This is a genomic window from Actinoplanes sp. CA-015351 (assembly GCF_050955685.1).
In the GTDB taxonomy this organism is placed as follows: domain Bacteria; phylum Actinomycetota; class Actinomycetes; order Mycobacteriales; family Micromonosporaceae; genus Actinoplanes.
Genome location: NZ_CP192102.1, coordinates 5,457,460 through 5,481,393 on the forward strand (window position 1 = coordinate 5,457,460; position 23,934 = coordinate 5,481,393).

The following is a 23,934-nucleotide window of genomic DNA, read 5'->3' on the forward strand; positions in this document are numbered from 1 at the left end:
GCGCCCCGGACTCAAACAATCACCACCGGTAACTACTTTCGGTATCGTCCTGACGCCCTCATCCCTGCCGATTCCGGCGGCCCGGCAGCCCGGACGGCGCACTCGCCGGGTCCTCGAGAACGTCAGGACCGGTCTTTCCGGCCCGCGGCGGCGGCCCGTCGGTTCCCGCGGCCGGGCGGCCGGCCGGAGCGGTGTTCTGCTGAACGGCGGCGGCCGGCGCGATGTTCTGCTGAACGGCGGCCGGCGCGGGCTGTCCGAGGTCAGGCGCCTGAAGCGCCGGGTGACCGGCCGGGTTGTGCTGCCCCATGTCCGGTGCCTGAAGCGCCGGACGCTTCCGAGCGGGCGCGGCGCCCGGACCCGCGTCGGGTCCGGCGCCCGGACCCGCGTGGCCGAGATTGGTGCCGGTTCCCGGACCGGCAGGCCCCAGACTGGTGCCGGTGCCAGGGCCGGCGACGCTGGGAACGGCGTTCGGCCCGGGCTGGCTCTGACCCATGTCGGGAGCCTGAAGCGGCGGGCGCTTGAGCGCGGCCCCCGCCGACGCCGGCCCACCGGGCAGGCCGGAACCACCGGGCGCGGCCGGAGCACCGGGCAGGCCGGAGCTGGCGGGTGAGGTCGGGGCGTTCACCAGGGCAGGAGCGGTCGCCATGCCAGGAGCTGGGGGCACGCCGGGAGCCGGTGGCATTCCGGGAGCCGGTGGCATTCCGGGAGCCGGTGGCATTCCGGGAGCGGGCGGCATTCCCGGAGCTGGCGGCATGCCCGGCTGCGCGACCGCGTCGCCGGTCATCATCGCGACGGAGGGCAGGTAGTCGGCCGGTGCGTCGCTGGAGACGATGCCCCGGGGCTCGGCCGGGAGTCCCAGCCCCGCCGGGGTGCCCTGCGGGCCGGCCGCCGAGCGGGCCGAGCGGGGGAAACGCGGGGCGTCGAGCGGACTGTTCTGCTGGCTGTAGGCCGCCGGCTGCCGCATCAGGTCGTCAAGATCATTAGGCGAGGCGTTCGAGAAGGGCACGCCGGCCGGCTGCCCGGGCGACGCCCCGGAGAACGGCTGACCCAGCGCCGGGACCGCGCCGAAGGCCGGCTCTGCCAGGTTTTCCTCGGGGTCCGGCAGAGGCGGAGGCGAGGCGAAGGAGGGCTGGCCCGTCGGCGCGCCAAAGGGTGGCTGGGCCGCCGGCGCGCCGAAGGATGGCTGGTCCGGCACTGTCTCGGAGGCGGGCGGCGGCAGCGGCGGGCGGCGGGCCGGCTGGCCGATGGAGTCGCCTGAGGTGGGCTGAGCCCACGGAGGATCCGCCCTCGGCAGCCCGGGGAACGCACCCGCCGACGGCCCCTCCGGAACAGGAGCGGGGAACGGCCTGTCCAGGGAGGGGGCCTGACCCGGCGTCGCGGCCGAGAAGCCGGCAGCAGGCATCGGCGACGCGGCGGACGGCATGGTCTGCGGAAGCGACAGGCCCGACGCGAACGGTCCGGATGCGAACGGTCCGGCCGGCCCGCTCGGGGCTGCCGGGGCGGGGGCATCGACGGCGGGGGCGGGGATGTCGACGGCGGGGGCGGCGGCGTCGACGGCGGCCGGGGCGAGCGGGAACGGCGCCGGTGTTCCCGGTGCGCGAGCGGGGTCCAGCACGGTGCCGGAGGGCTCGTCGGCGAGGGCTTGCGGGCCTCGGCTCGGCCCGTCGATCAGGGGCCATGGCAGGCGGGGACTGGAGCTTTCACCCGTACCCACGGGGACCGAAGAAGGCGCTGCGGGCAGCGCGATGTCGCTCGCCGGAGCCTGCGCCCACGGTGAGGTCGCGTCCGGTCCTGGGTTCCATGGCGGCGTCGCCGGATCCGGGACGGGCGGAACGATCCCGGCGGGCTCGGGCGACGGCGACCAGGAGAGGCCCGCGGGGGTGGGAGATGTGGGGGTTTCCGCGGCTGACGTCGCCGGCGGCGTCCAGTACGGCGGGTCCTGCGGGGTGGCGACCGCCCACGGAGGCGCCGATGGTTCGGGATCGGGCTCGGCGGAGGACCAGGCGGGGCGGCTCGCCGCCAGGAGGCCGGACGCCTCGGCCAGACCGGCCGCTTCCAGGACCTCGGCCGCGGAGAGGGCGGTGCGGCACGGATGCCGCTCGCCGCAGACCGGACACAGGACCGTCCCGGGACCGCCGGTGTGCGCCTCGACCATCTCGCGCGCGGTGCGTGCCAGCACGCTCTCCGGTTTCACGTACGCATTCGTCGACGCCACTGGACTCCGCCCCCCCGTCACGGGACGCGCCGGGTGCACGCGTCCCCGGACCAGTTCACCCCGGCGGGGGTACCGCGAGGGCGGGTTTCCGCAGATCGGTGGGGAATTCCCGGCGAAGCGGCCGCGCCCGGCGAGGAGTGGAGGTAAGCAGAGTTAATTCACTCACGGTGCTGAAGCGAGTTCTCTCCGTAACATGAAGAAATATCCAGGAGGTGACCCCCCATGGACGACACCGACCTGCACCGTGAGCGAATCCTCCGGCATGTCAGTCCGATCATCACCGGCCGTTTCGTCGGCTTCCAGGCTTCGTACACCCGCGAGGTACGCGTTGGCCGCGCCCTCGCCATGGCTGTGTTCTTCACGGCCGGGATCGCGCAGATGATCGGCTCGCTGCTGCGGATGAGGCCGGCCCGGCGCACCCTGAAAGAACTCCGGAAAGGCCCGGAGTTCCTGGTCACGCCGGTGCGCCTGCGTGACGACCTCGGGCAGACGTACGAGATCGAGATGCACGGTCAGCTGCCGCAGTCGGCGCTGCACCGTGGTGACCTGGTCCAGGTGCGTACCCAGCCGCAGGCCGACCCGACGCTGCCGGTGAAGCTGATGCAAGTGGTGAACCTGACCACCATGCAGCCGCTCACGCCGCGCATCCCGACGCGCTGGTCGCATCTCGGCCCGGCCATGCTGCTCCAGGCCGCCGCCGGCTTGACGATCTTCGGAGTGGTCCTCGCCGCACTGCTCAGGTGAGAATTTCGCACCGAGCGGGTAACGCTGCGCCCATGTCCTCTTCGTCAATGTCAGTCAGCACCTTGGCCATCTGGCGACAATGCCCGGCTCTCATGATGAGAACGTCGATAGACAACCGTCATCATGAGGCCGAGGCCGACGCCGTCATCGGCTGAAGGGGTGGTGCGCTGTGGGTGAGAAAGTCGAGCAGACCGAATTCTCCCGTGAGGACCGGACCCGCTACCGGCAGAAGATCCGCCGGAGTCTCGACGTGTTCGCGACGATGCTGCGCGAGGCGCGATTCGAGTTCGAACGGCCACTGACCGGAATGGAGATCGAGCTCAACCTCATCGACGATGACGCTGACCCGGCGATGCGCAACGCCGAGGTGCTCGGCGCGATCGCCGATCCGGATTTCCAGACCGAGCTGGGCCAGTTCAACATCGAGATCAACCTGCCGCCGCGGCGGCTTGCCGGCGACGACTTCGCCGAGCTCGAACGCAGCCTGCGGGCCAGCCTCAACCAGGCCGAACGGCGTGCCCGCGCGGCCGGCGCGCACATGGTGACGATCGGGATCCTGCCCACCCTGCGACGCGAGCACCTCACCGGCGAGGCGCTCACCGTGAACCCGAGGTACCAGCTGCTCAACGAGCAGATCTTCGCGGCTCGTGGCGAGGACCTGGACATCCGCATCGACGGTGTGGACCGGCTCGCGGTCACCACCGACACCATCGCGCCCGAGGCCGCGTGCACCAGCACCCAGCTGCATCTCCAGGTCAGCCCGGCACAGTTCGCGGCGTACTGGAACGCCTCGCAGGCGATCGCCGGCATCCAGCTGGCGCTCGGCGCGAACTCACCCCTGCTGCTGGGCCGCGAGCTGTGGCGCGAGACGCGCATCCCTCTTTTCGAACAGGCCACCGACACCCGCTCGGAAGAAATTCAAGCCCAGGGGGTACGCCCACGGGTGTGGTTCGGGGAACGCTGGATCACCAGTGTCTTCGACCTGTTCGAGGAGAACGTCAGGTACTTCCCGGCGCTGCTGCCGATCTGCGACGTGGACGATCCGGCCGACATCCTGGAGCGCGGTGAGATCCCGACACTCAGCGAGCTCCGCCTGCACAACGGCACCGTGTACCGCTGGAACCGGCCGATCTACGCGGTCGTCGACGGGCGGCCGCACCTGCGGGTGGAGAACCGGGTCCTGCCGGCCGGCCCGACCGTCGCCGACACGATGGCCAACGCGGCGTTCTACTACGGCCTGACCCGCTCGCTCGCCGAGGCGGACCGGCCGCTCTGGACGCAGATGAGCTTCCGCGCCGCCGAGGAGAACTTCCACAACTGCGCCCGGCACGGCATCGACGCCAGCGTTTTCTGGCCGGGCCACGGAACCCTCCCGGTGACCGAGCTGGTGCTGCGCCGGCTCCTGCCCCAGGCGGCCGAGGGCCTGGACTCGTGGGGCGTTTCACCGGCGCAGCGCGACCGGTTGCTCGGCATCATCGAGCAGCGCTGCCTGCTGCATCGCAATGGCGCGTCGTGGCAGGTGGACACGTTGCACAGCCTCGAGGCGCAGGGCCAGGACCGGCAGCGATCCCTGCACGAGATGCTCCGCAGATACCTTCCGCTGATGCACGACAACATTCCCGTTCACGAGTGGCCGGTCAGCTGATTGAAGGTTGGTTGTCGGCAGGGTGCGAACGCCCGGGCGCCGCACGGCCAGAGGGCGGGTTCGTCCATCTCTTCGGGTAGCCGGGGTCTGCGGGGCCGCCGGGTTCTGCTGAGGGCTCGAGGTCGCTCAACGTGTGCGCTCGCCGCCCCTGCCAGCGGCAGAGGCAGAGGCAGCGGCAGCGGCAGCGGCAGCGGCAGCGAATGTGTCCACAGCCGCGACTCAGCAGCGATGGCGAGAGGCCACGGTGACCCCCCAGACGCCGTGACCAGGTCGCACATTGGCGTTCCGTGCGCCCTGATCACGGTCCTGGCGATGCTGAAATCGCACACAACGTCAACGTGCGACCTCGTCCCGCCAGGCTCAGCACAACTCACCCGCTGCCCCACGCCCTGCCCGACCCCGCTCCGCTCCACGTCCTGCCCGACCCCGCTCCGCCCCACGCCACCCGCCCCGATCTGCCTGGATCTTGTGGACTTCCCCGCAGACGTGTCCGCACAACTCCACAAGATCGAACAGGCCCAGCCGATCTTGCGGAGTTACGCGCAAACGGTTCGCCGAACTCCACAAGATCGGCGAAGCACCCCGCTCACCACCTCGGAACCGCGAAGCACCGCGCTCACCACCTCGAAACGGTGAAGCACCCCGCTCACCACCTCGGAACCGCGAAGCACCCCGCTCACCACCTCGAAACGGTGAAGCACCCCGCTCACCACGTCGAAACGGTGAAGCACCGCGTTGGCCGAACCGTGGAGACCGGTGGGGCATAGAGCACAGGGCATGGAACACCCACGAGTCTCCAAGATCCGGCACGTCCACCCGCTGCGGTGGCAGAGCATCACCACAGCACTCGCCAACCACGCGACACCGACATGCCACGGGCGCACGCCCCGCAAACTCGTGCACTCGCGGTCGATCAGCCGGCCAAACCGCACAAGATCTCCGAGCGGCACCTCGCACGGAGAAACCGCCGCCCCGCCCCGCCACGCCACGCCGCCACGCCACGCCGCCACGCCACGCCGCCCCCGCCACGCCGCCACGCCGCCCCGCCACGCCGCCCGGCCACGCCGCCACGCCGCCACGCCACGCCGCCACGCCGGCTTTCTCGGCGGATCCGACCACCGGCTTGATCCAGACCTGGCTGCCCGAGTCCACGGCCGAGTCCGGGGCGTCGCCGATCATCGTGTTCGACGGCACGTCCGGAGCTGCCGTGCACACCTCGCCGGCTCGCCGTGCTGGCGGTGATCACACCGCCGATCGGCGCGAGGCTGGCGCGCAGCGTATACGCCGATGTCGCGCGGGTGCTCGCCGCAAGACCGGTGTCCGATCAGATGCCGGGCGACAAGGTGAGCACGGTGCCGACTACGACTACGACTACAGCTACAGCTACAGCTACAGCTACAGCTACAGCTACAGCTACGCGAATCCCGTCGAGGCGACGAGCACAAATTGATTTATAAACCCCAACCAGGGGAAGTCCATCTCTTAGAAATGACCAGGAAACCCTATTCGACAGCACCTTCGGAAACATCAGTCGCAACAGCCACGGTGATCGTTCCGATAATCTTTTTCGGCACTATCAGGCCACCGTTCGGACCGGCCGCCAGCAGGGCCGCCGCCTCGGCGACGCTGGGTGTGCCGGTAACCGCCGCGACCGTCGCGCTGGGTGACGGCACCTGAACGGCGGCGAGCTCGCCGGCGGAGAACCCGACGAGCCGCCAGCCGGCCTCGGCGACGAGAACACGCACTTCGGAGGAGCTAGCCCGCCGATCCAGGGTGGCGAGCGCCGTGACGTCCGGAAATCCGAGACCGGCGTCGGCAAGTACCTGGCGAACCGCGGCGGCCAGGGCCGCGGTGGTAACCCCCGACCGCGACCCCAGACCGACAACGATCACGCAGCGGCCCGTACCAGCCGGCGCGCCAGCTCCGGATGCCCGGCCCAGTGCAGGTGCAGGTAGGAGGCGTGTACGCCGGGGCCCGCGAACCCTTCCGGGTCGGCGCCGCGCCACGCCCAGGCCGCGCCGGCGGCCGGCGACAGCAGGATTCCCGAGCGGGGATGCACCGTGGTCCGGTGGAACTCGTGCCCGGTCACCCGGGTGCCGGCCGGCGCGAGAGGACTGTCGGTGAGCGCGACCGCATCCCGATAACCCAAGGTCAGCGTGGGTGTCATGGCCGCCTCGGCGTCGATCACCCCGCACATCGGCTTGCCGTCGAGCGACGTGCAGAGCCAGAGCAGCCCGGCGCACTCCGCGGTGATCGGCCCGCCGGTCGCGGCGAGGGCGGCGACCGAGGCGCGCAACGGGGCGTTCGCCGACAGTTCGGACGCGTAGACCTCGGGGAATCCGCCGCCGATCACCAGCGCACGGGTTTCGGGCGGCAACGACTCGTCACGAAGCGGATCGACGGTCACCACTTCGGCTCCGGCTCCGGCCAGCAGTTCGGTCGTTTCGGCGTACCCGAAGGAGAAAGCCGGGCCACCGGCGACCGCGACCAGCGGACGGCCTGGAACCGGATCTTCGGACAGCGGGCTCCAGGGCGTCGCCACCAGCGGCGGCGCGGAGCGCGCGACGGCCGCGACCGCGTCCAGGTCGATCGCGTTCGCGATCAGCGCGGCGAGCGCGTCCACCGAGGCGAGTGCCTCTGCGCGGCGTTCGGCGGCGGGCACGAGACCGAGATGGCGCGACGGCGCGGCGACCGCTTCTGATCGGCGCAGCGCACCGAGCACCGGCGTGCCGACCTCCTCGCAAGCGTCCCGCAGGATCTGCTCGTGCCGGTCGGAGCCGACCCTGTTCAGGATGACGCCGGCCAGCCGGACCGTTCCGAAGCTGCGGAATCCGTGCACCAGCGCGGCCACCGAACGGCCTTGCGCGGCCGCGTCCACGACCAGGATCACCGGGGCTTGGAGCAGCTCAGCGACCTGTGCGGTGGATCCGGTGTCACCGGCGCCGGTGCGGCCGTCATAGAGGCCCATCACTCCTTCGACGATCGCGATGTCGGCGCCGGCCGAGCCGTGCGCGAAGAGCGGCCCGATCTGGTCCGCACCGACCAGAACCGGGTCGAGGTTGCGGCCGGGCCGGCCCGCAGCGAGCGCGTGATAGCCGGGGTCGATGTAGTCAGGACCGATTTTGAACGGCGCAACCGTCTTGCCCCGGCGGGCGAACGCGGCGAGCAGACCGGTCGCCACCGTCGTCTTCCCGTGCCCCGACGCGGGCGCGGCGATCACGACCCGGCTCACCATTCGATGCCCTGCTGACCCTTGCGACCGGCGTCCATCGGGTGCTTCACCTTGGTCATCTCCGTGACGAGGTCGGCCGCCGCGATCAGGTCCGGATGCGCATCCCGCCCGGTGATCACCACGTGCTGCGTGCCTGGCCGATTCTGAACAGTCTCGACGACATCCGCGACGTCCACCCAGCCCCACTTCATCGGATAGGTGAACTCATCGAGCACATAGAACTTGTAGGTCTCCGCCGCAAGATCCCGCTTGATCTGCGCCCAACCCTCGGCAGCCTCGGCCGCATGGTCACGCTCCGTGCCTGCCCGCTGGATCCACGACCAGCCCTCACCCATCTTGTGCCAGGTGACCGGAGTGTCGTTGATGCCGTCGAGCGCTTTGAGGGCGGTCTCCTCCCCCACTTTCCACTTCTGCGACTTCACGAACTGAAACACCCCGATCGGCCACCCCGCACTCCACGCGCGAAGCGCCATCCCAAAGGCGGCCGTCGATTTCCCTTTGCCCGCCCCGGTGTGCACCGCGAACACCGCCTGCCGCCGCCTCTGGCGCGTGGTCAGCCCATCGTCCGGCGTGACGGCAACTTTCCCTTGTGGCATTTAAGAACCCTTTTTTCTGTACGGGCCGAAACCCGTCCCGCCGAATTACCGTGGCTCTCCGAGAACCCGCCCCTGACGGGCGCGGTCCGGCTCACCTCGCTCACCCACCGCCGATGGCCGGGCTTCAATCCGTCAGGCAGCCCGCCGATGAGCACGGTCCACCGGACCGACCGGTGCGGACCCCTGCAGAACCGAGGCCTGCAGCTGTTCGAGCGGCATCAGCTCGGCCTTCAGCGCGCCCGCCAGCCGGCCGGCCAGGCCCAGCCGGATCGGGCCGGACTCGCAGTCGACCACCACTGCCGAAACCCCGTGCAGAGCCGGCACCATCCGCAACGGGTCCGGGCCGCTGGTGGCCCGCCCGTCGGTGACCAGCACCAGCAGCGGCCTGCGGCGCGGATCCCTGCGGCGTTCGGTGGCGATGGTCCGGGCCGCGGTGCGCAGGCCGGCCGCGATCGGCGTACGCCCACCGGTCCGCAACGCCGCCAGCCGCATCACCCCGACCTCGTGGCTGGACGTCGGCGGCAGCACCAGATCGGCGTCCGCGCCCCGGAACGTGATCATCCCGATCCGGTCCCGCCGCTGGTACGCGTCCCGCAGCAACGACAGCACCGCCGTCTTCACGAGAGTCATCCGCTTGCGAGCCGCCATCGACCCGGAGGCGTCCACGACGAAGAGCACCAGATTGGCCTCCCGCCCCACGTGCACCGACTCCCGCACGTCCCGCGGCAGAACCCGGATCACGCCGTCCGCCGTATCCACCGGCCCGTGTGAAGCTGATCGGCCCAAAGCCGTCCGGTCCAGCGCCGCTCGCAGCGTCGCCGGCAGGTGCGGCGCGCCCGCCAACTTCCCGGCCGGGGTACGGCTGCCGACGACCCGGCCGCGCCGTGCGTACGCGGGTGACCGCCGCCCGGCGTGCCCGCCCTCACCACGGCCGGCGATCTTCAGCGTCCGCGTCCGGTACGCCGGCCCGGCGCCCGCGACAGCTCCGGCCTTCTCCTGCCGGCCGGCCCCGTCCTGTTCGGCCCCGTTCTGTCCGGCCCTGTTCTGTTCGGCACCGTTCTGTTCGGGCTGCTCGGGGGGCGTGCTGTTACGCGTACCCTCGTGATCGGAGCCTGCGCCCTGCGGGCCGCCGCCGTCGCGCGGACCTTGTGGCGCACCGCCTCCGCCGCCGTCAGGCGGTCCGTCACCCTCGGGATCCTCCGGGTTGTCCTTCTCCTCCGCCGCCTGGCGTTCCGCCTTTTCCTCCGCCGCCTGGCGTTCCGCTTCGTCCTCCGCCGCCTGGCGTTCCGCCTCGGCGAGGGCGTCGTCGAGTTTCTCCTCGTCGGTGCCGGGCGGGTCGAGCGGATCGGTGCGGCGGCGATGCGGCAGCGCGAGCCGGGCCGCGTCCGCGACGTCCTCGGCGGTGACCCGGTCGCGGCCGTGCCAGGCGGCCAGGGCCACCGCGCAGCGAGCCACGACGATGTCCGCGCGCATCCCGTCGACGCCGTACGCGAGGCAGACCCGTGCGATCCGGTCCAGCTCCTCGTCGGGCAGCACCACGGCCGGCAGCTGGGCGCGGGCGGCGGCGATGCGGCCGGCGTACGCATTCTCGTCGCCGGCGAACCGCACGGCGAACCCGTCCGGGTCGGCCTCGTACGCCAGCCGGCGCCGGACCACCTCGGCGCGCTGCACGGCGTCGCGGGGCGCGGCCACGTTCACCACCAGGCCGAACCGGTCCACCAGCTGCGGGCGTGGCTCACCCTCCTCCGGGTTCATCGTGCCGACCAGCAGGAACCGGGCCGCGTGCTTGACCGACACGCCGTCGCGCTCGACGTGCGCCCGGCCCATCGCGGCCGCGTCCAGCAGCAGATCGACCAGGTGGTCGGGGAGCAGATTGACCTCGTCCACATAGAGGACACCGCGGTGCGCGGCGGCGAGCAGACCCGGTTCGTACGCCTTCACGCCGTCACTGAGCGCGCGCTGCAGATCGAGGGTGCCGACAACCCGGTCCTCGGTGGCGCCGACCGGGAGTTCGACGAGGGTGGCCGGTCTGTGCTGCGCTTTTTCATCGGCCGCGTGGGGTCCGTCCGGACACGCCGGATCGGGGGCTGCCGGGTCACAGGCGAACCGGCAGCCGCGGACCGTGTCGATGCCGGGCAGCAGGGCGGCCAGGGCGCGTACCACGGTGCTCTTCGCGGTGCCCTTCTCGCCGCGTACCAGCACGCCGCCGACCGCCGGCGAAACGGCGGTGAGAAGCAACGCCAGGCGCAGGTCATCGAGGCCGACCACGGCCGAGAACGGGTACGGAGTTGTCACAGAGATCCCTTCCGGCGGGTGTCCACGCCCGCGCGACGGCCGAAACGAGCGGCCGGAGTCTCCTGACTCCCGGATCAACGCTCGCCGCTCCTTCCGGCTGTTCAAGCCGTCAGGCTCTTTTCAAGCCGTGGAATTGCGGGTCGCTCCCCAGGTCACAGTGGCGGGACCGTCCCGGATTCGCACCGGGTTCCTCCGCTTCCGCTCGCGCGTCACTCTAGCGCGGTCGTTTCCCGGCGGCCTACGGCGAGGATCACGTCAGCTCTTGACCGCCTTCTCGGTTCCGGGCAGCGGCTCCGGCGCGATCCGGTCCAGCTCGGCCACCACGTCGAGCACCGCGAGTGCGGACTTCTCGACGAGCGGGCGCAGCTTGCTGTACAGCGCCGCGTCGGCCGGCTGCGGCTGGGTGTGCCGGCTGATCGGCACGAGCGCCGCCGCCTCACCGAGGTCGGGCAGCTCACCGAGGGCGTGCCGGGCCAGCAGGCAGGCGCCCAGGGCAGTGCCCTCCGGGGTATCGGCCACCGAAACCGGCAGGTCCATTGCCGACGCGAGCGTCTGAATCCACAGTTCCGAGGCGGCGGCGCCACCGGTGGCCCGGATCTCGGTGAGTGAGCTGCCCTCGGCCTCGAACGAGTCCCGGACCAGGGCGAGCTGCTGGCACACCCCTTCGACCGCGGCCCGGACCAGGTGCGGGCGGGTGTGCTCGCGGCGCAGACCGAGGTACGCGCCGCGCATACCCGAACGCCACCACGGCGCACGCTCGCCGAGCAGGTAGGGCAGGCACAACAGACCTTCGCTGCCGGCCTCGACCGCGGCCGCCTCCTCCAGCAGGGCGGCGTCGCGCTCGTCGGCGTCCTCCCCTTCGGACCCGGGCCGCTCGAATCCGGCGGCGAACGCCTCCCCCGCCCACCGGACCACCGAACCGGCGTTGTTCACGGCGCCGCCGATCACCCACCGGTCCTCGGTGAGCGCATAACAGAACAGACGCCCTGCGGCGTCCGTCGTCGGCCGATCCACGACGGTACGCAAGGCGCCGCTCGTACCCAGCGACACCGCTGCGACCCCGGGCGGTGTGGCGCCGACACCGAGGTTGGCGAGCGGCCCGTCGGCGGCGCCGATCACCAGTGGCACGTCCTTGTCGAGCCCGGCCGCCGAGGCGATGTCGGACCTCAGTCGCAGGGTCGTGGTGGTCGGCACCACCTCGGCGAGCTGGTTAGCCCGGACACCGGCGATCTCCAGGGCCTCGTCGTCCCACTTGCGCGAGTGGATGTCGTACAACCCGGTGCCGGACGCGATCGACAGGTCCACCTGGAACGGCGCGTCGGTGAGCGCCGCGACGATCAGCTCCTTCACCCCGCCCCAGCGAGGTGTGCCGCGCAGCGTCTCCGCGTCGTTCTCGGCCCACCAGGCAAGCTTGGTGAGCGGCGACATCGGGTGTACCGGCGTACCGGTCCGGGCCTGCAGCGTCTTGGCCCGCCCCTCGGCGACGATGCGCTCACACTGCTCGGCCGAGCGCCCGTCCGCCCAGGTGATCAGCGGCCCGAGCGGCTGACTGCCGGCGGACATCGGCACGAGGGCGTGCAGGAACCCGCTGAGACCGATAGCGATCACCCGGTCGCCGTTGTCCCGGCATTCGGTGGCGACGTCGACGAGCGCCTTGACGGCGGCGGCGGTGAGCTGCTCCGGGTCAAGTTCGGCCCGGCCCGGCCCGGGCACCGACAGCGGGTAGTGCACGCTGGTCAGCGCACGCACCTCACCGCGCGGCCCGGTCGCGACACCCTTGGTGGCGGTGGTCCCGGTGTCGATCCCGATCACGACGTCCATGCGTAGCCTCCCTCGCGGCGCCCGGCAGTTTCCCGGCGCGTTCTGGCATACCCGTCGAACATCCTTTCCTACCGGCCCGCCACCGGCCGATCCCGCAAGGCGGGCGCCCGGGTCCCAGCCACCGGGTCACCCCGGACGGCCGCATCCCGGGCGCGGCGGGGCGGCGGCGGGCGCGGCGGGGCGGCGGCGCGGCGGCGGGGGCGCGGCGGCGCGGCGGCGGGCGGCGGGCGGCGGGCGGCGGGCGGCGGGCGGCGGGCGGCGGGCGGGATCAGAGCACACAAAGAGGAGTGGCAGGGTAGGCCCGGTCGCACAGTGGCGGTCGATAGCGAGGATCGGGTCGCACACAACGCCAACGTGTGGCCTGAGCACGGCTATAGCGATGATGAAAACGCACGCAACGCCAATGTGTGTCCTGATCCCGCCTCGAGTGGACCAGAACCCACCGTGGGCCCCTGCCCCGGCCGGACACGAGCACACCGTGGGCCCCCGCCCCGGCCGGACACGAGCACACCGTGGGCCCCCGCCTCGGCTCGGCACTGCCGGCCGCTCCGGCTCCGGCCGCTCCGGCCCCGGCTCCGGCTCCGGCTCCGGCTCCGGCGATCTTGGCGAGTTCGGGCTTTTACGGCGGTGGAGCTTGCCAAGATCTTGGAAGTCGGCGGACAGCGACCCGGTGCTGTGGGCGACGGCCTCAGGCATGCACCGGTCGCGATGGGCGCCGGGTGGCCTGGAGTGGGCAGCCAGCTCGCGTCCGGGTGGCACGGGGCTCTGCGGTCACGCGTACCCAGAAGAAAGGGAAACGCCCTGCCGGAGCCACCGGCAGGGCGTTGTGGAGCGGAAAGCTCAGCGCTTGTCCAGAGCGACGAAGTCGCGGACCGGAGCGCCGGTGTAGATCTGGCGCGGGCGGCCGATCTTGTTGGCCGGGTCGACCATCATCTCGCGGTACTGCGCGATCCAGCCCGGCAGGCGGCCGATCGCGAAGAGGACCGTGAACATCTTCGTCGGGAAACCCATGGCCTTGTAGATGAGGCCGGTGTAGAAGTCGACGTTCGGGTACAGCTTGCGAGAGATGAAGTAGTCGTCGGAGAGCGCGATCTCCTCCAGCTTGAAGGCGATCTCCAGCAGCGGGTCGGGCGTTTCCAGGGTGGAGAGGACTTCCTGGGCGGCCTTCTTCACGATGGCGGCGCGCGGGTCGTAGTTCTTGTAGACCCGGTGGCCGAAGCCCATCAGCTTGACGCCTTTTTCCTTGTTCTTCACTCGCGTGACGAACGCGTTGACGTCTCCGCCGTCCTTGCGGATCTGCTCGAGCATTTCGAGCACCGCCGCGTTGGCGCCGCCGTGCAGCGGGCCGGAGAGGGCGTTGATGCCGGCCGAGACCGAGGCGAACAGGTTCGCCTGGGAGGAGCCGACGAGGCGCACCGACGACGTGGAGCAGTTCTGCTCGTGGTCGGCGTGCAGGATGAACAGCATGTCGAGGATCTTGGCGACCTTCGGGTCGACATCGTACGGCAGCGTGGGCAGCCCGAACGTCAGACGCAGGAAGTTCTCGACGTAGTCCAGCGAGTTGTCCGGGTACGGCAGCGGGTGCCCGATCGACTTCTTGTAGGCGTACGCCGCAATCGTCGGAAGTTTCGCCATCAGGCGGATTGCGGAGATATCGACCTGCTCGGGATCGAGCGGGTCGAGTGAGTCCTGGTAGAAGGTCGACAGCGCGGTGACCGCCGAGGAGAGCACCGCCATCGGGTGCGCGTCGCGCGGGAAGCCGGAGAAGAACGTGCGCATCTCCTCCTGGAGCAGGGTGTGCACGCGGATCTTGTCCGCGAAGTCCCGCAGCTCCGGAGCGGTCGGCAACTCGCCGTTCATCAGCAGGTAGGACACCTCAAGGAAGGTGCTCTTCTCCGCCAACTGGTCGATCGGGTAGCCCCGGTACCGCAGGATGCCCTGGTCGCCGTCGATGTAGGTGATCGACGACGTGGTTGAAGCGGTGTTTACGAAGCCCTGATCGAGCGTTACGTAGCCGGTCTCTTTAAGAAGAGCACTGACGTCGATGCCGCCCGGCCCGTCGACGGCTTCGCGTACCGACATCGACAGCTGGCCACCAGGGTGGTCGAGCTTGACATCCGTCATGTATTTCCCTCACTTCACCGGCAGATGTCCCAAAGATTTTGCCGTTCACCGTAAACCCTCAACCTGAATGGGTCATCAGGTAGCCACCTGTTGAGGCATTGGTCACCAGTACGTATGGGCCGTTGCACCATAGACAATGGTCGGTATATTGCGGCTTTGTTACGGGAGGACCGATGCGAGATCCCGTCGTGGTGGGTACCGACGGCACCGCGGCGAGTCGCGCCGCGGTCCGGCTGGCCGCACGGGAGGCCCTCTCCCGCGCGTGCACGTTGCAAATCGTTCACGCTTTCACCTGGCCCGATCCGAAATCCTGGCCCGATCCGAAATCCTGGCCCGATCCGAAATCCTGGCCCGACCCGAGAACCGAGTCCGGCCCGGGCACTGATTACGCCTCGGCTCGTGGCGCCGCCTCGCGCGTGCTGGACGAGGCGGTCGCTACCGCCCAGCGTTCCACACCCGGGGTGGATGCGCGGGGACAACTGCGGGATGGATCACCCGCACGCGTCCTGATCGGCCTGAGCCGCACCGCCGCCCTGGTCGTGGTGGGTGGCGACGGGCTCGCCCGGCTCGGTTCGGGCTCTTTGGTACGCACACTCGTGCCGGATTCCTGGTGCCCGGTGATCCTGGCCCGCGGGCCGAGGCCGCCGGTCGGCCCGGTGCTCGCCGCTGTCGACGACTCCGAGTTCGCCGCACTGGGCCTGCGGTTCGCCGCCGAGGAGGCCGCGCTGCGCGGCAGCGCGCTGTACGCCGTGCATGTGATCACCACCGACCGGCCGGAGACCAGGGCCGCCGCCGATCGACTGCTCGCGCCGGTGCCGCCGGGCAGCAGGCGGATCCTGGTCGGCCCGCCGGCGGCCACCCTGGTCCGCCTCAGCCGCCAGGCCGGCCTCGTGGTGCTCGGCCCGCGGGGTGCGGGCGGCGCGCGGCGGCTCGGCTCGGTCGCGCGGGAGGTGCTGCGGCGCGGGGCGAGCCCGGTGGTCTTCGCGCATGAAGCCAGGCGAAGCGCGGTCGTGAGACCAGTTCACTAAACCCCGGTACCCAAAAGGGCGGAATTGCTACCGTTGATCCCAACATTGATCTTCGGGAGGAATGCCCGGTGCAACCTGCACTCCCGCCCGTTATCGTCCGGCGGCTCTGGCAGGTCATGGCCGTCGCCGGCATCGCCGCCACGGCCCTCTACGCGCTGTTCCCCGACTCGCTGATCAGCAACATCAGCTTCGTGCTGCTCGGCGTCGTCACGGTCGCGGCCTGCTTCCTGGGTCCCCGCCGCTGGGGCGCCGAACCGCCGACCGCCTGGCTGCTGATGGGCGCGGCCGCCCTGCTCTTCCTGATCGGGGTGCTGATCCGGCCCACGGTCACCGAGGAGGCCATGCCCTGGCCGCTGGTCGCCGACGTGTTCAGCTTCAGCGGGTACGTGCTGCTCGGCGTCTTCCTGGCGATGCTGCTGCGCCAGCGGCAGAGCCTGGACCGGCACGCCGTGCTCGACGGCCTGATCGTCACCCTGGCCGCCGGTGTGACGACAACCCTGCTGCTGGCTCTACCGGCCGCCGCGATGACCGGCCGGCCGGCCCTGCTGTCGCTGATCCAGGGCACCTACCCGCTCTTCGACGTGATCATCATGCTGCTGATCGTCAATCTGACCTTCACGGCGAAGACCTGGCCGTTCAGCCTGACCGCGCTCACCGTCACGATGATCGGGATGTTCACCGGCGACTTCCTGTACGCGATCGCCGGGGTCGGCGGGAAGATCTACGCCGACCCGCTGCTCAACGTGCCGTTCCTGATCGCGTACACGGCCCTCGGCGTCACCGCACTGCACCCGTCGGTCGTCGAGATGAGCCGTGCCGCCCGGGCGCCGGTGCAGGAGTGGGGCTGGCAGCGCCTGGCCCTGCTCGCCCCGGCGATGGTCCTGCCGTCCGTACTGCTGCTCACCGAGAGGAGCAGCGGCACCGGCGAGCGCCTGCTGATCGCCGGCGTCGGCGCCCTGACCGTGGGCCTGTTGCTGTTCCGGGCCACGTCGGCCGTGCAGGCCCAGGTCGCCGCCCAGCTGCGCTCCGAGCACCAGGCCACCCACGACCCGCTGACCTCGCTGCCGAACCGGACGTCCATCTCGTCGGAGATCGAACGCCTGGTCACCGTCGTCGACCCGGAGGGGCACGACCGGGTCTGGGTCTACATGCTCGACCTGGACGGCTTCAAGTGGGTCAACGACTCCTGGGGCCACGACACCGGTGACCAGCTGGTGATCGAGGTGGGCCGGCGGCTGCGCTCGGCGGTGGCCGCGAACATCCCGGTGGCCCGGGTCGGCGGCGACGAGTTCCTGCTCGCGTTCGTCGGCGAGAAGGGCGGCGCCCTGCACCTGGTCGACGACATCCGCGGCTGCTTCGCCCGGCCCTTCCCGGTACGCGACACCGAAGTGGTGATCAGCGCGTCGATCGGCATCTCGCACGCCGCCGGTGACGCGGCCCGCGCCGCGGTGACCGCCGAGGCGCTGATGCGCGATGCCGACACCGCCATGTACCGCGCCAAGGGCGAGGGCCCAGGCCGCTCCTCGATCTTCGACACCTCGATGCACGACCAGGTCCGGGAGCGGATCGAACTCGAGGTGGCGCTGCGCCAGGCGCTCGCCGAAGGCCAGCTGCGGGTCCACTACCAGCCGCTCGTCCGGCTGGAGACCGGCATCCCGGTCGGCGCCGAGGCCCTCGTCCGGTGGGAGCACCCGGAACGCGGCGCGATCCCGCCGATGACGTTCATCCCGATCGCCGAGGACGCCGGCCTGATCGGCAGCATCGGCACCTGGGTACGCCAGGAGGCGCTCCGCCAGCTCGGCGTGTGGCGCTCCGAGGGTGTCGTCCGCGACGACTTCTACCTCTCCATCAACGTGTCGCCGCGCCAGCTCAACGAGCCGGAACTCCCGCTGATCGTCTCCGGCGAGATGCTGCGGTACGGCGTACCGGCGCACTGCGTAGCCCTGGAGATGACCGAGTCGGTGATGGTGGACGGATCCAGCGTGACCGCCCGGGTCCTGTTCGAGCTGCGTGAGCTCGGCGTGAAGCTGCTCATCGACGACTTCGGCACCGGCTTCTCGGCGCTCGGATACCTGCGCCGTTTCCCGGTCACCGGCGTGAAGATCGACCGCTCGTTCGTGATCGGCCTCGGGGTGAACGTGGAGGACGACGAGATCGTCCGTGCCGTGGTGGCGATGAGTCACGCGCTCGGCCTCAGCGTCATCGCCGAGGGCGTGGAGACGCCGCTGCAGCGTGAGGCCCTGTACGCCGTCGGCGTGGTCAACGGCCAGGGCTGGCTCTGGGGCAAGGCGGTACCGGCGTCGGAGTTCGCCGAGCGGTGGCACAAGGACGTGATCGCGGGTCCCCCGGAAGTCCAGGTCCCCGCGATCACGTCAGCGCTGGAATCGGCGTACGGCCGGCACCGCCGGTCCGAATGAGGAGCTGACTAGCGGCCGCCGCGGCGTTCCGGGAGTCCGCCCCGGCGCTCCCGGAATCCGCTCCGGCGTTCCTCGCGGACCAGCGTTCCGGGCGGTGGGAACTCGTACATCCAGAACGACTGGGCGTCCAGCCGGGTCGGCTGGGCCTGACCGGCGACCCGGCCCAGGATCATCGAGATCATCCGGGGCAGCGAGTTGCGCTCCTCGTTGTACGAGCAGATGTCGACGAACACCTTGCCGTCGACCGCGCCGATCGCCTTGTACATGGACCGCAGCAGGCTGATGAAGACCCCGGCGCCCCGGGTGCCCACCGAGGCGCCGACGAAGACCACGTAGAAGAGCCGGCGCTCCTCGAACAGGTCCGGCCAGTGGTACTCGAAGTACTTCGGCGAGACCAGCGGCACCGCGTCCAGTTCGTTTGTCATCACGCCGAGCCCGACGATGCCGCCGTCGGCGTCGACCGCCACGTACTTGTCCGCCCGCTTGTCCGCCATCAGCTCGTCGAACTCGTGGCGGTACATCAGGTGCCGGTTGACCGCGAGGATGGCCAGATCGGAAAAGGTCTCCTGGTAGAACGCCCAGGCGTCGTCGTACAGGTTTTCCGGCAGTTCCGGCAGCACTTGGACTTCCATGATCGCTCCCCGTGATCAGTACTTGTCTCTTGGACAAACCTGTCAGCAGGACTGGCGTTGTGCGGGCAACTCCGGCATTATTCGCACACGGATTTGGGTTGTGTGCCAGGTCACGTCAGGTCGCTTCGGGAGAGAACCAGTGCTTCTCATGCTGCTGCTCGTGCTGATGACCGGGCTCGCGCTGGCCCTGTTCACCGCAGTGCGCGACCCGATGCGGCCCGGGCCGCTGAAATAGGGCAGTCTGGGCGGATGCGCTTCGCCACCTGGAACGTCAACTCGGTCAAGGCCCGCCTGCCGCGCCTGCTCGACTGGCTCACCACCACCGCGCCGGACGTCGTCTGCCTCCAGGAGACCAAGGTCGCGCAGGACGGGTTCCCGGACGAGGTCGCCGCACTGGGTTACGACGTGGCGGCGTACGGCCAGGGCCGGTGGAACGGCGTCGCGATCCTTTCCAAGGCCGGCCTCGGCGACGTGCGCCACGGGTTCGACGGCGAACCGGGGTTCCCCTCGGCCGAACCCCGAGCGGAGGCCCGGGCGGTCAGCGCGATCTGCGGCGGCATCCGGTTCATGTCGGTGTACGTGCCGAACGGCCGGACACCGGAGGACCCGCACTACACCTACAAGCTTCAGTGGCTGGCCGCCCTGCGTACCGCGCTCGTCGCGGACCTGGCGGCCGGCCCGGTCGTGGTCGCCGGCGACTACAACGTGGCGCCCACCGACGCCGACGTCTGGGATCCGGCCGTCTTCGCCGGTTCCACCCATGTGACACCGCCGGAGCGGGCGGCCCTCGCCGAGCTGCGCGCGCTCGGGCTCACCGACGTGCCGGCCCGACCGCTCAAGGGCGACCATCCCTTCACCTACTGGGACTACCGCGCCGGTATGTTCCATCAGAACAAGGGCATGCGGATCGATCTGGTCTACGCGAGTTCCGACATCGCGGGCCGGGTCACGGATGCCCTGGTGGACCGGGAAGCACGCAAGGGAAAAGGACCGTCCGACCATGCCCCGATCGTGGTCGACATCAAGGACTGAGCCGGAGACCACGTAACCTGAAGGGGTAAAGGAGGCGACTGATGACGCGTACCGTTCCGGTCGCGCCCGCACCAGCCCTGTTCCGGGCTGCCATGGACGCCGCCACCGAGGCCGTGATTCTCTGCGCCGCCGCCGGCGACGTGGTGCTGTTCGCCAACGCGGAAGCGCTGCGCCTGCTGCCCGGCGTGAAACCCGGCGAGGACAGCCCGCTGTCCGGGAACTCCTACCGCGCCGAGCACGACGGCCGCCACGTCTACGGGATGCGGCGCCGGCTCGACGACGAGCACTACGCCTGGTTCCTGCGCGACAACACCGAGCAGACCCAGCGCACCGCCGAGCTCGAGATCGAGCGGTCCCGCACGGCCTTCCTCGCCGAGGCGGGTCGCAGGCTCTCCGCCTCGCTCCATGTCCGCAGGTGTACGCGTACCACCGCCGAGCTGGCGGTGGCGCACCTGGCCGACGCCGCCATGGTGGTGATGCCGCTCGACAACGGCAAGTGCGCCTGGATCCGCATCTCCCCCGGCCACGCCGCCGAGGAGGGCACCCTCGCCGAGCGGGTGCTGGTCGAGGTCCCCGGCCTGCCCGAGGCGCTCGACGGCTTCCCGCCGATCCCGAGCCGGTGGCTCGACCCCGCCCAGGCGCCCGGCTGGCTCTTCCCGGCCGGCCTCGGACCGATCGGCGCGCTGCTGGTGATCCCGCTGCCCGGCAACGCCGAACCGGCCGGCGCGCTGATCCTGGCGCGCAGCGGCACCACGGCCACGTACTCGGCCGGCGACGAGATGCTCGCCCGGATCTTCGCGGCCCGGGCCGGCGCCGCGATCGCGGCCGCCACGCTCTACCAGGAGCAGGTGGACACCACCGCCGTTCTGCAGGCCGACCTGCTGCCGCCGGAGATTCCCCAGCCGGAGGGCTTCGAGCTGGCCGCTTCCTACCAGGCCGCCCGTGACTCGCTGCGCATCGGCGGCGACTTCTACGACGTGCTCGGCCCGGTGAACGGCGGCAGCGACACCGTGATCGCGCTCGGCGACGTCTGCGGCACCGGCCCCGAGGCCGCCGTCCTGACCGGCAAGGTGCGGCAGACCCTGCGCGCGCTGCGGCTCGTCGGCGTCACCCCTGAGGCGATGCTGACGGTGCTCAACCAGGCGCTGCTGCAACCCGGCCGTCGCCGCCAGCGGTTCGTCACCCTCGTCGTCGGCTCGGCACACAGAGCCGAGCACGGCCGCGTGCGCCTCAGGCTCGCCAGCGGCGGTCACCCTCCACCGCTGGTCCTGCGCCTCGACGGTACGGTCGAAGAGGTCCCCGCCAAGGGAACACTGATCGGTGTCCTCCCGGAGATCACGGTCCGCCCGGCCACCGTCGAGCTGGCCCCCGGCGAGCTGTGCCTGCTCTACAGCGACGGTCTCACCGAGGCGCGCGGCGGCCCGAGCGGCGAGGAGCAGTTCGGTGAGGAACGGCTGCGCCGGCACCTGGCCGGCTGCCTGGGCGTGCCCGGAGCGGTCGCGGTGGAACGGCTGCGCCAGCTCGTCTCCGACTGGGTGCACGGCGGTCCCCGCGACGACATCGCCCTGCTGGCGGTCCGCGCGCACACCCGGACGCCTCTGACCCTGCGCGGCGGCGGTGCACGCAACTCCTCGCCGTACCTGGTCGCCACCCAGCGTGGCGACCGGCGGGTCCGGTCCCGCTCGTGACCTCCGTGGCCACCGCCGATCTTGCGCTCGATCACTATCTGGATCTGGTCGGCGACGGTGACGAGCGCGGCGCGATCGCTCTCGCGACCGCCCTGCTGGACTCCGGCGTGCCCGCCCAGCGGGTGATCGTCGACGTGATCGGCGCGACCCAGCGGCGGGTCGGCGAGCTCTGGGCGGCAAACGAGTGGGGTGTGGCCCGCGAGCACGCCGCCACCGCGGTCAGCGAGCGTGTGCTGGCCGCCGTCGGCGCCCGCACCACCGTGCCGGCCGCCCGCGGCCGGATCACTCTGGCCTGCGTGGACGGCGAGTGGCACGGCCTGCCCGCCCGGATGCTCACCGAGCTGCTGCGGCTGGACGGCTGGCGGGTCGACTTCCTCGGCGCCAGCGTCCCCGGCCGGCACCTGATCACCCACCTGCACCAGACCGGCCCGGACGCGGTCGCGCTCAGCTGCATGATCCCGACCCGGCTGCCCCGGGCGCACGCCGCCATCACGGCCTGCCGTGCCGCCGGGATCCCGGTGATCGCCGGCGGCGCGGGCTTCGGCCCGGACGGCGTCTACGCCGAGCGTCTCGGAGCGGACGCGTGGGCGGCCAGCGGTGAGACGGCGGTCGCCCGGTTGGCGGCGGACTGGCCGCCACCGTGGGGAGCCGACGCTTTTCCGGGGACTTCTCTCGGCGATGAGGAGTACACCCACCTGGTCCGGTCGCGGCCGCAGCTCATCGCGACCGCGATGGAACGGCTGCCTGCGGCCTATCCCACCGCCCATCACTACGACCAGGAGGAGGCCGACGCGACGGCCGAGGACCTGGGCCACATCGCCGACTTCCTGGCCGCCGCACTGTACGTCGGCGAGGACGCGATCTTCACCGACTTCGTCGAGTGGACGGCCGGGGTGCTGGGGAGCCGGGGTGTGCCGGCAGGTGCGCTGCGCGTGGGGCTGCGGCTGGTCCGCGACCAGCTGGTCGACTTCCCCGAGGCGACTCGCATGATCGACTCGTCGATGGCCCGCATCGCGGTTTGATTCGATCACCCACCGTGGCGCCGGCGACGACCGCCAGGCGCCGAGCCGTAGCGCAGAAAGGTCATCGGACCGGATGATCTCTCTGGGCTACGGCTCGCGTCGCTTCCTTGCCGCTCAGCCGTGCCGCTCAGCCGTAGCCCACGGAGGTCATCCGGCCCGATGACCTACGTGAGCGACGGCCGGGGACTATCAGCCGAGCTGGACGTACACATCGTCGATCTGGCCGTGGTACATGTCGCCGCCGGTCTGCAGGTTCGGGCCGCCGACGCGCAGCGGCATCGCGTTGTCCACGGCCAGCGTTGCCGGGATCACCGCCCGGCCGCTCGCCACGCCGTCCACCGACACGCTCAGCCCGGTGCCGGCCCGCTCGCACACCAGCCGGTGCCAGGCGCCGTCCGCGATCGGCTTCGCCGACGTGGCGGTGAACTTCTGCCCGGTGCCCTGGGCCACCATCACGCACTGTGCCCGGCCGGCCTTGCCGCTGATCTGCATCTTCCACTGGCTACCGGCGTTCGCGACGCCCTTCTGCATCATGTTGGCGTTGCCGGTGAGCTGCCCGGCCGCGACGCGTACCGTGGCTGCCCATTTGAAACCGCGGGTGCCCGGGTCGAGGTCGGCGTCGTCGGCCGCTTCGAGAAGCGCGCGCGGGCACGTGGTCGTCCCGGCCGCGCAGGCGGCCGGGAACGTGGCGAACCGGCCGGCGCCGAGCGCGGTGAACGCCACCTGCCCGTTGTTGGAGCCGCGCACGGTCAGCGGCCCGCCCCGGCCGGACAGGTCGCTGACCCGCCCCCCGGTGGCCCCGCCGTCGAAGTTGTAGCGCGCGACAAGGCCCGGCGCCGGAACTTCCGACGGCGAAGCGGGCGCGGCGGCGGCCGGAGCCGCCAGAGCCGGGACGGCGAGGAGAGCGAAAATCGAGTACTTGAGGATCCTCATGGAAAGAAGATCGCTCATTCACCCCACAAGGGTGCAAAACACCCACGGAAAGTCGACCGTATGGGGTCGCCGGTTCAGAGGAGGCCGGCCTCCACGGCGATCAGGCAGACACCGAGGAGCCGCTGCAACGTCCACTCGGCGCCCATCCATCCGGCGGCCGTCATCGGCGCCTCGCCGGCGGCCGGGATCGTGCGTCCCATCCGGGCGGCGCCCGCCGTGATGGCCCGGGCGTACGACGCCAGGCCCTCGGCGTCGAGCTCCCGGCCGGCGTCGGCGAGGGCGTCCCGGACCGCGGCGGCGTGCTGGTCGACGCGGGCCAGCAGGGCGGGCGAGGCGAACGCGGCGACCAGACCGTCGACACCGATCCGGGCCATCATCTCGTCGAGGTGGGCGCCGGCGGGACGGACGGCGACAGCGGCGGCGATCGGGGCGATGGCGAGGTTCTCGTTCGTCATGCGGAAGACGCTAAAGCCCGGCGACCAGCCTGAACAGGGGGGTAACCGAACGGCA

Annotated in this window: 18 protein-coding genes and 1 riboswitch; of the genes, 8 read left to right on the top strand and 10 right to left on the bottom strand. The window is 71.1% G+C overall.

The genetic code is table 11. The features are described from left to right. Window positions 1–58 precede the first annotated feature (58 nt). Window positions 59–2,215 (bottom strand): hypothetical protein, encoded by a 2,157-nt coding sequence (locus tag ACQP2E_RS25040; protein ID WP_433825375.1) that lies wholly within the window; start codon window positions 2,213–2,215, stop codon window positions 59–61. 222 nt (window positions 2,216–2,437) lie between these two features. Between ACQP2E_RS25040 and ACQP2E_RS25045 the strand changes: the two genes are divergently transcribed. The 3 genes from ACQP2E_RS25045 (at window position 2,438) to ACQP2E_RS25055 (ending at window position 6,054) form a co-directional block, all read left to right on the top strand. Further along, on the top strand, window positions 2,438–2,959 hold the full coding sequence (locus ACQP2E_RS25045; protein WP_111647828.1) for a hypothetical protein: 522 nt from the start codon (window positions 2,438–2,440) through the stop codon (window positions 2,957–2,959). A 169-nt stretch (window positions 2,960–3,128) separates the two neighbouring features. Next, window positions 3,129–4,604: a glutamate--cysteine ligase gene (locus ACQP2E_RS25050; RefSeq protein ID WP_433825376.1), complete on the top strand. Its 1,476-nt coding sequence runs from the start codon at window positions 3,129–3,131 to the stop codon at window positions 4,602–4,604. Between the two features lie 1,123 nt (window positions 4,605–5,727). Continuing rightward, complete coding sequence (locus tag ACQP2E_RS25055; protein WP_433825377.1) at window positions 5,728–6,054, top strand: hypothetical protein; 327 nt, start codon at window positions 5,728–5,730, stop codon at window positions 6,052–6,054. 52 nt (window positions 6,055–6,106) lie between these two features. Here the strand turns inward: ACQP2E_RS25055 and ACQP2E_RS25060 are convergent, their stop codons facing one another. The 6 genes from ACQP2E_RS25060 to ACQP2E_RS25085 all read right to left on the bottom strand — a co-directional run bounded on the left by ACQP2E_RS25060 (window position 6,107) and on the right by ACQP2E_RS25085 (window position 14,672). Then, on the bottom strand, window positions 6,107–6,496 hold the full coding sequence (locus tag ACQP2E_RS25060) for a cobalamin biosynthesis protein (RefSeq protein ID WP_433825378.1): 390 nt from the start codon (window positions 6,494–6,496) through the stop codon (window positions 6,107–6,109). Beyond that, window positions 6,493–7,839: a cobyrinate a,c-diamide synthase gene (locus ACQP2E_RS25065; RefSeq protein WP_433825379.1), complete on the bottom strand. Its 1,347-nt coding sequence runs from the start codon at window positions 7,837–7,839 to the stop codon at window positions 6,493–6,495. Before ACQP2E_RS25065 ends, ACQP2E_RS25060 begins: the two co-directional genes overlap by 4 nt. After that, window positions 7,833–8,432: a cob(I)yrinic acid a,c-diamide adenosyltransferase gene (gene cobO, locus ACQP2E_RS25070; protein ID WP_433825380.1), complete on the bottom strand. Its 600-nt coding sequence runs from the start codon at window positions 8,430–8,432 to the stop codon at window positions 7,833–7,835. The genes ACQP2E_RS25065 and cobO overlap by 7 nt, the downstream gene beginning before the upstream one ends. A gap of 132 nt (window positions 8,433–8,564) precedes the next feature. Continuing rightward, window positions 8,565–10,727 carry a VWA domain-containing protein gene (locus ACQP2E_RS25075; protein WP_433825381.1) on the bottom strand — a complete coding sequence of 721 codons (2,163 nt, stop codon included), beginning with the start codon at window positions 10,725–10,727 and terminating at the stop codon, window positions 8,565–8,567. A gap of 55 nt (window positions 10,728–10,782) precedes the next feature. Next, window positions 10,783–10,920: riboswitch (cobalamin riboswitch) on the bottom strand. A 62-nt stretch (window positions 10,921–10,982) separates the two neighbouring features. Beyond that, window positions 10,983–12,548 carry a gluconokinase gene (locus ACQP2E_RS25080; protein WP_433825382.1) on the bottom strand — a complete coding sequence of 522 codons (1,566 nt, stop codon included), beginning with the start codon at window positions 12,546–12,548 and terminating at the stop codon, window positions 10,983–10,985. Window positions 12,549–13,388: 840 nt separating this feature from the next. Further along, window positions 13,389–14,672 carry a citrate synthase gene (locus ACQP2E_RS25085; RefSeq protein WP_111647819.1) on the bottom strand — a complete coding sequence of 428 codons (1,284 nt, stop codon included), beginning with the start codon at window positions 14,670–14,672 and terminating at the stop codon, window positions 13,389–13,391. Between the two features lie 173 nt (window positions 14,673–14,845). Between ACQP2E_RS25085 and ACQP2E_RS25090 the strand changes: the two genes are divergently transcribed. Both ACQP2E_RS25090 and ACQP2E_RS25095 read left to right on the top strand, forming a co-directional pair. Further along, a complete protein-coding gene (locus ACQP2E_RS25090; RefSeq protein ID WP_433825383.1) occupies window positions 14,846–15,700 on the top strand; it encodes a universal stress protein in 855 nt (284 codons plus the stop codon). A gap of 68 nt (window positions 15,701–15,768) precedes the next feature. Continuing rightward, window positions 15,769–18,117, top strand: a complete 2,349-nt coding sequence (locus tag ACQP2E_RS25095) for a putative bifunctional diguanylate cyclase/phosphodiesterase (protein WP_433825384.1) — start codon at window positions 15,769–15,771, stop codon at window positions 18,115–18,117. Between the two features lie 8 nt (window positions 18,118–18,125). Here ACQP2E_RS25095 and ACQP2E_RS25100 read toward each other — a convergent pair whose 3' ends face one another. Then, window positions 18,126–18,749, bottom strand: a complete 624-nt coding sequence (locus ACQP2E_RS25100) for a hypothetical protein (RefSeq protein WP_433825385.1) — start codon at window positions 18,747–18,749, stop codon at window positions 18,126–18,128. Between the two features lie 249 nt (window positions 18,750–18,998). Between ACQP2E_RS25100 and ACQP2E_RS25105 the strand changes: the two genes are divergently transcribed. The 3 genes from ACQP2E_RS25105 to ACQP2E_RS25115 are packed head-to-tail and all read left to right on the top strand — an operon-like array spanning window position 18,999 to window position 22,491. Beyond that, window positions 18,999–19,781: an exodeoxyribonuclease III gene (locus ACQP2E_RS25105; RefSeq protein ID WP_433825386.1), complete on the top strand. Its 783-nt coding sequence runs from the start codon at window positions 18,999–19,001 to the stop codon at window positions 19,779–19,781. Between the two features lie 41 nt (window positions 19,782–19,822). After that, the gene (locus ACQP2E_RS25110; RefSeq protein ID WP_433825387.1) at window positions 19,823–21,469 is read left to right on the top strand and encodes a PP2C family protein-serine/threonine phosphatase; all 1,647 of its coding nucleotides are present in this window, start codon (window positions 19,823–19,825) and stop codon (window positions 21,467–21,469) included. Continuing rightward, a complete protein-coding gene (locus ACQP2E_RS25115; RefSeq protein ID WP_433825388.1) occupies window positions 21,466–22,491 on the top strand; it encodes a cobalamin B12-binding domain-containing protein in 1,026 nt (341 codons plus the stop codon). Before ACQP2E_RS25110 ends, ACQP2E_RS25115 begins: the two co-directional genes overlap by 4 nt. A 189-nt stretch (window positions 22,492–22,680) precedes the next feature. On the opposite strand, the gene ACQP2E_RS25120 is transcribed toward ACQP2E_RS25115, so the two are convergent. Both ACQP2E_RS25120 and ACQP2E_RS25125 read right to left on the bottom strand, forming a co-directional pair. After that, window positions 22,681–23,424: a LamG-like jellyroll fold domain-containing protein gene (locus tag ACQP2E_RS25120; RefSeq protein WP_433825389.1), complete on the bottom strand. Its 744-nt coding sequence runs from the start codon at window positions 23,422–23,424 to the stop codon at window positions 22,681–22,683. Between the two features lie 74 nt (window positions 23,425–23,498). Further along, entirely contained in the window at window positions 23,499–23,879 is a 381-nt protein-coding gene (locus ACQP2E_RS25125; RefSeq protein ID WP_433825390.1) for a DUF6401 family natural product biosynthesis protein, read from the bottom strand. Between the last annotated feature and the right edge of the window lie 55 nt (window positions 23,880–23,934).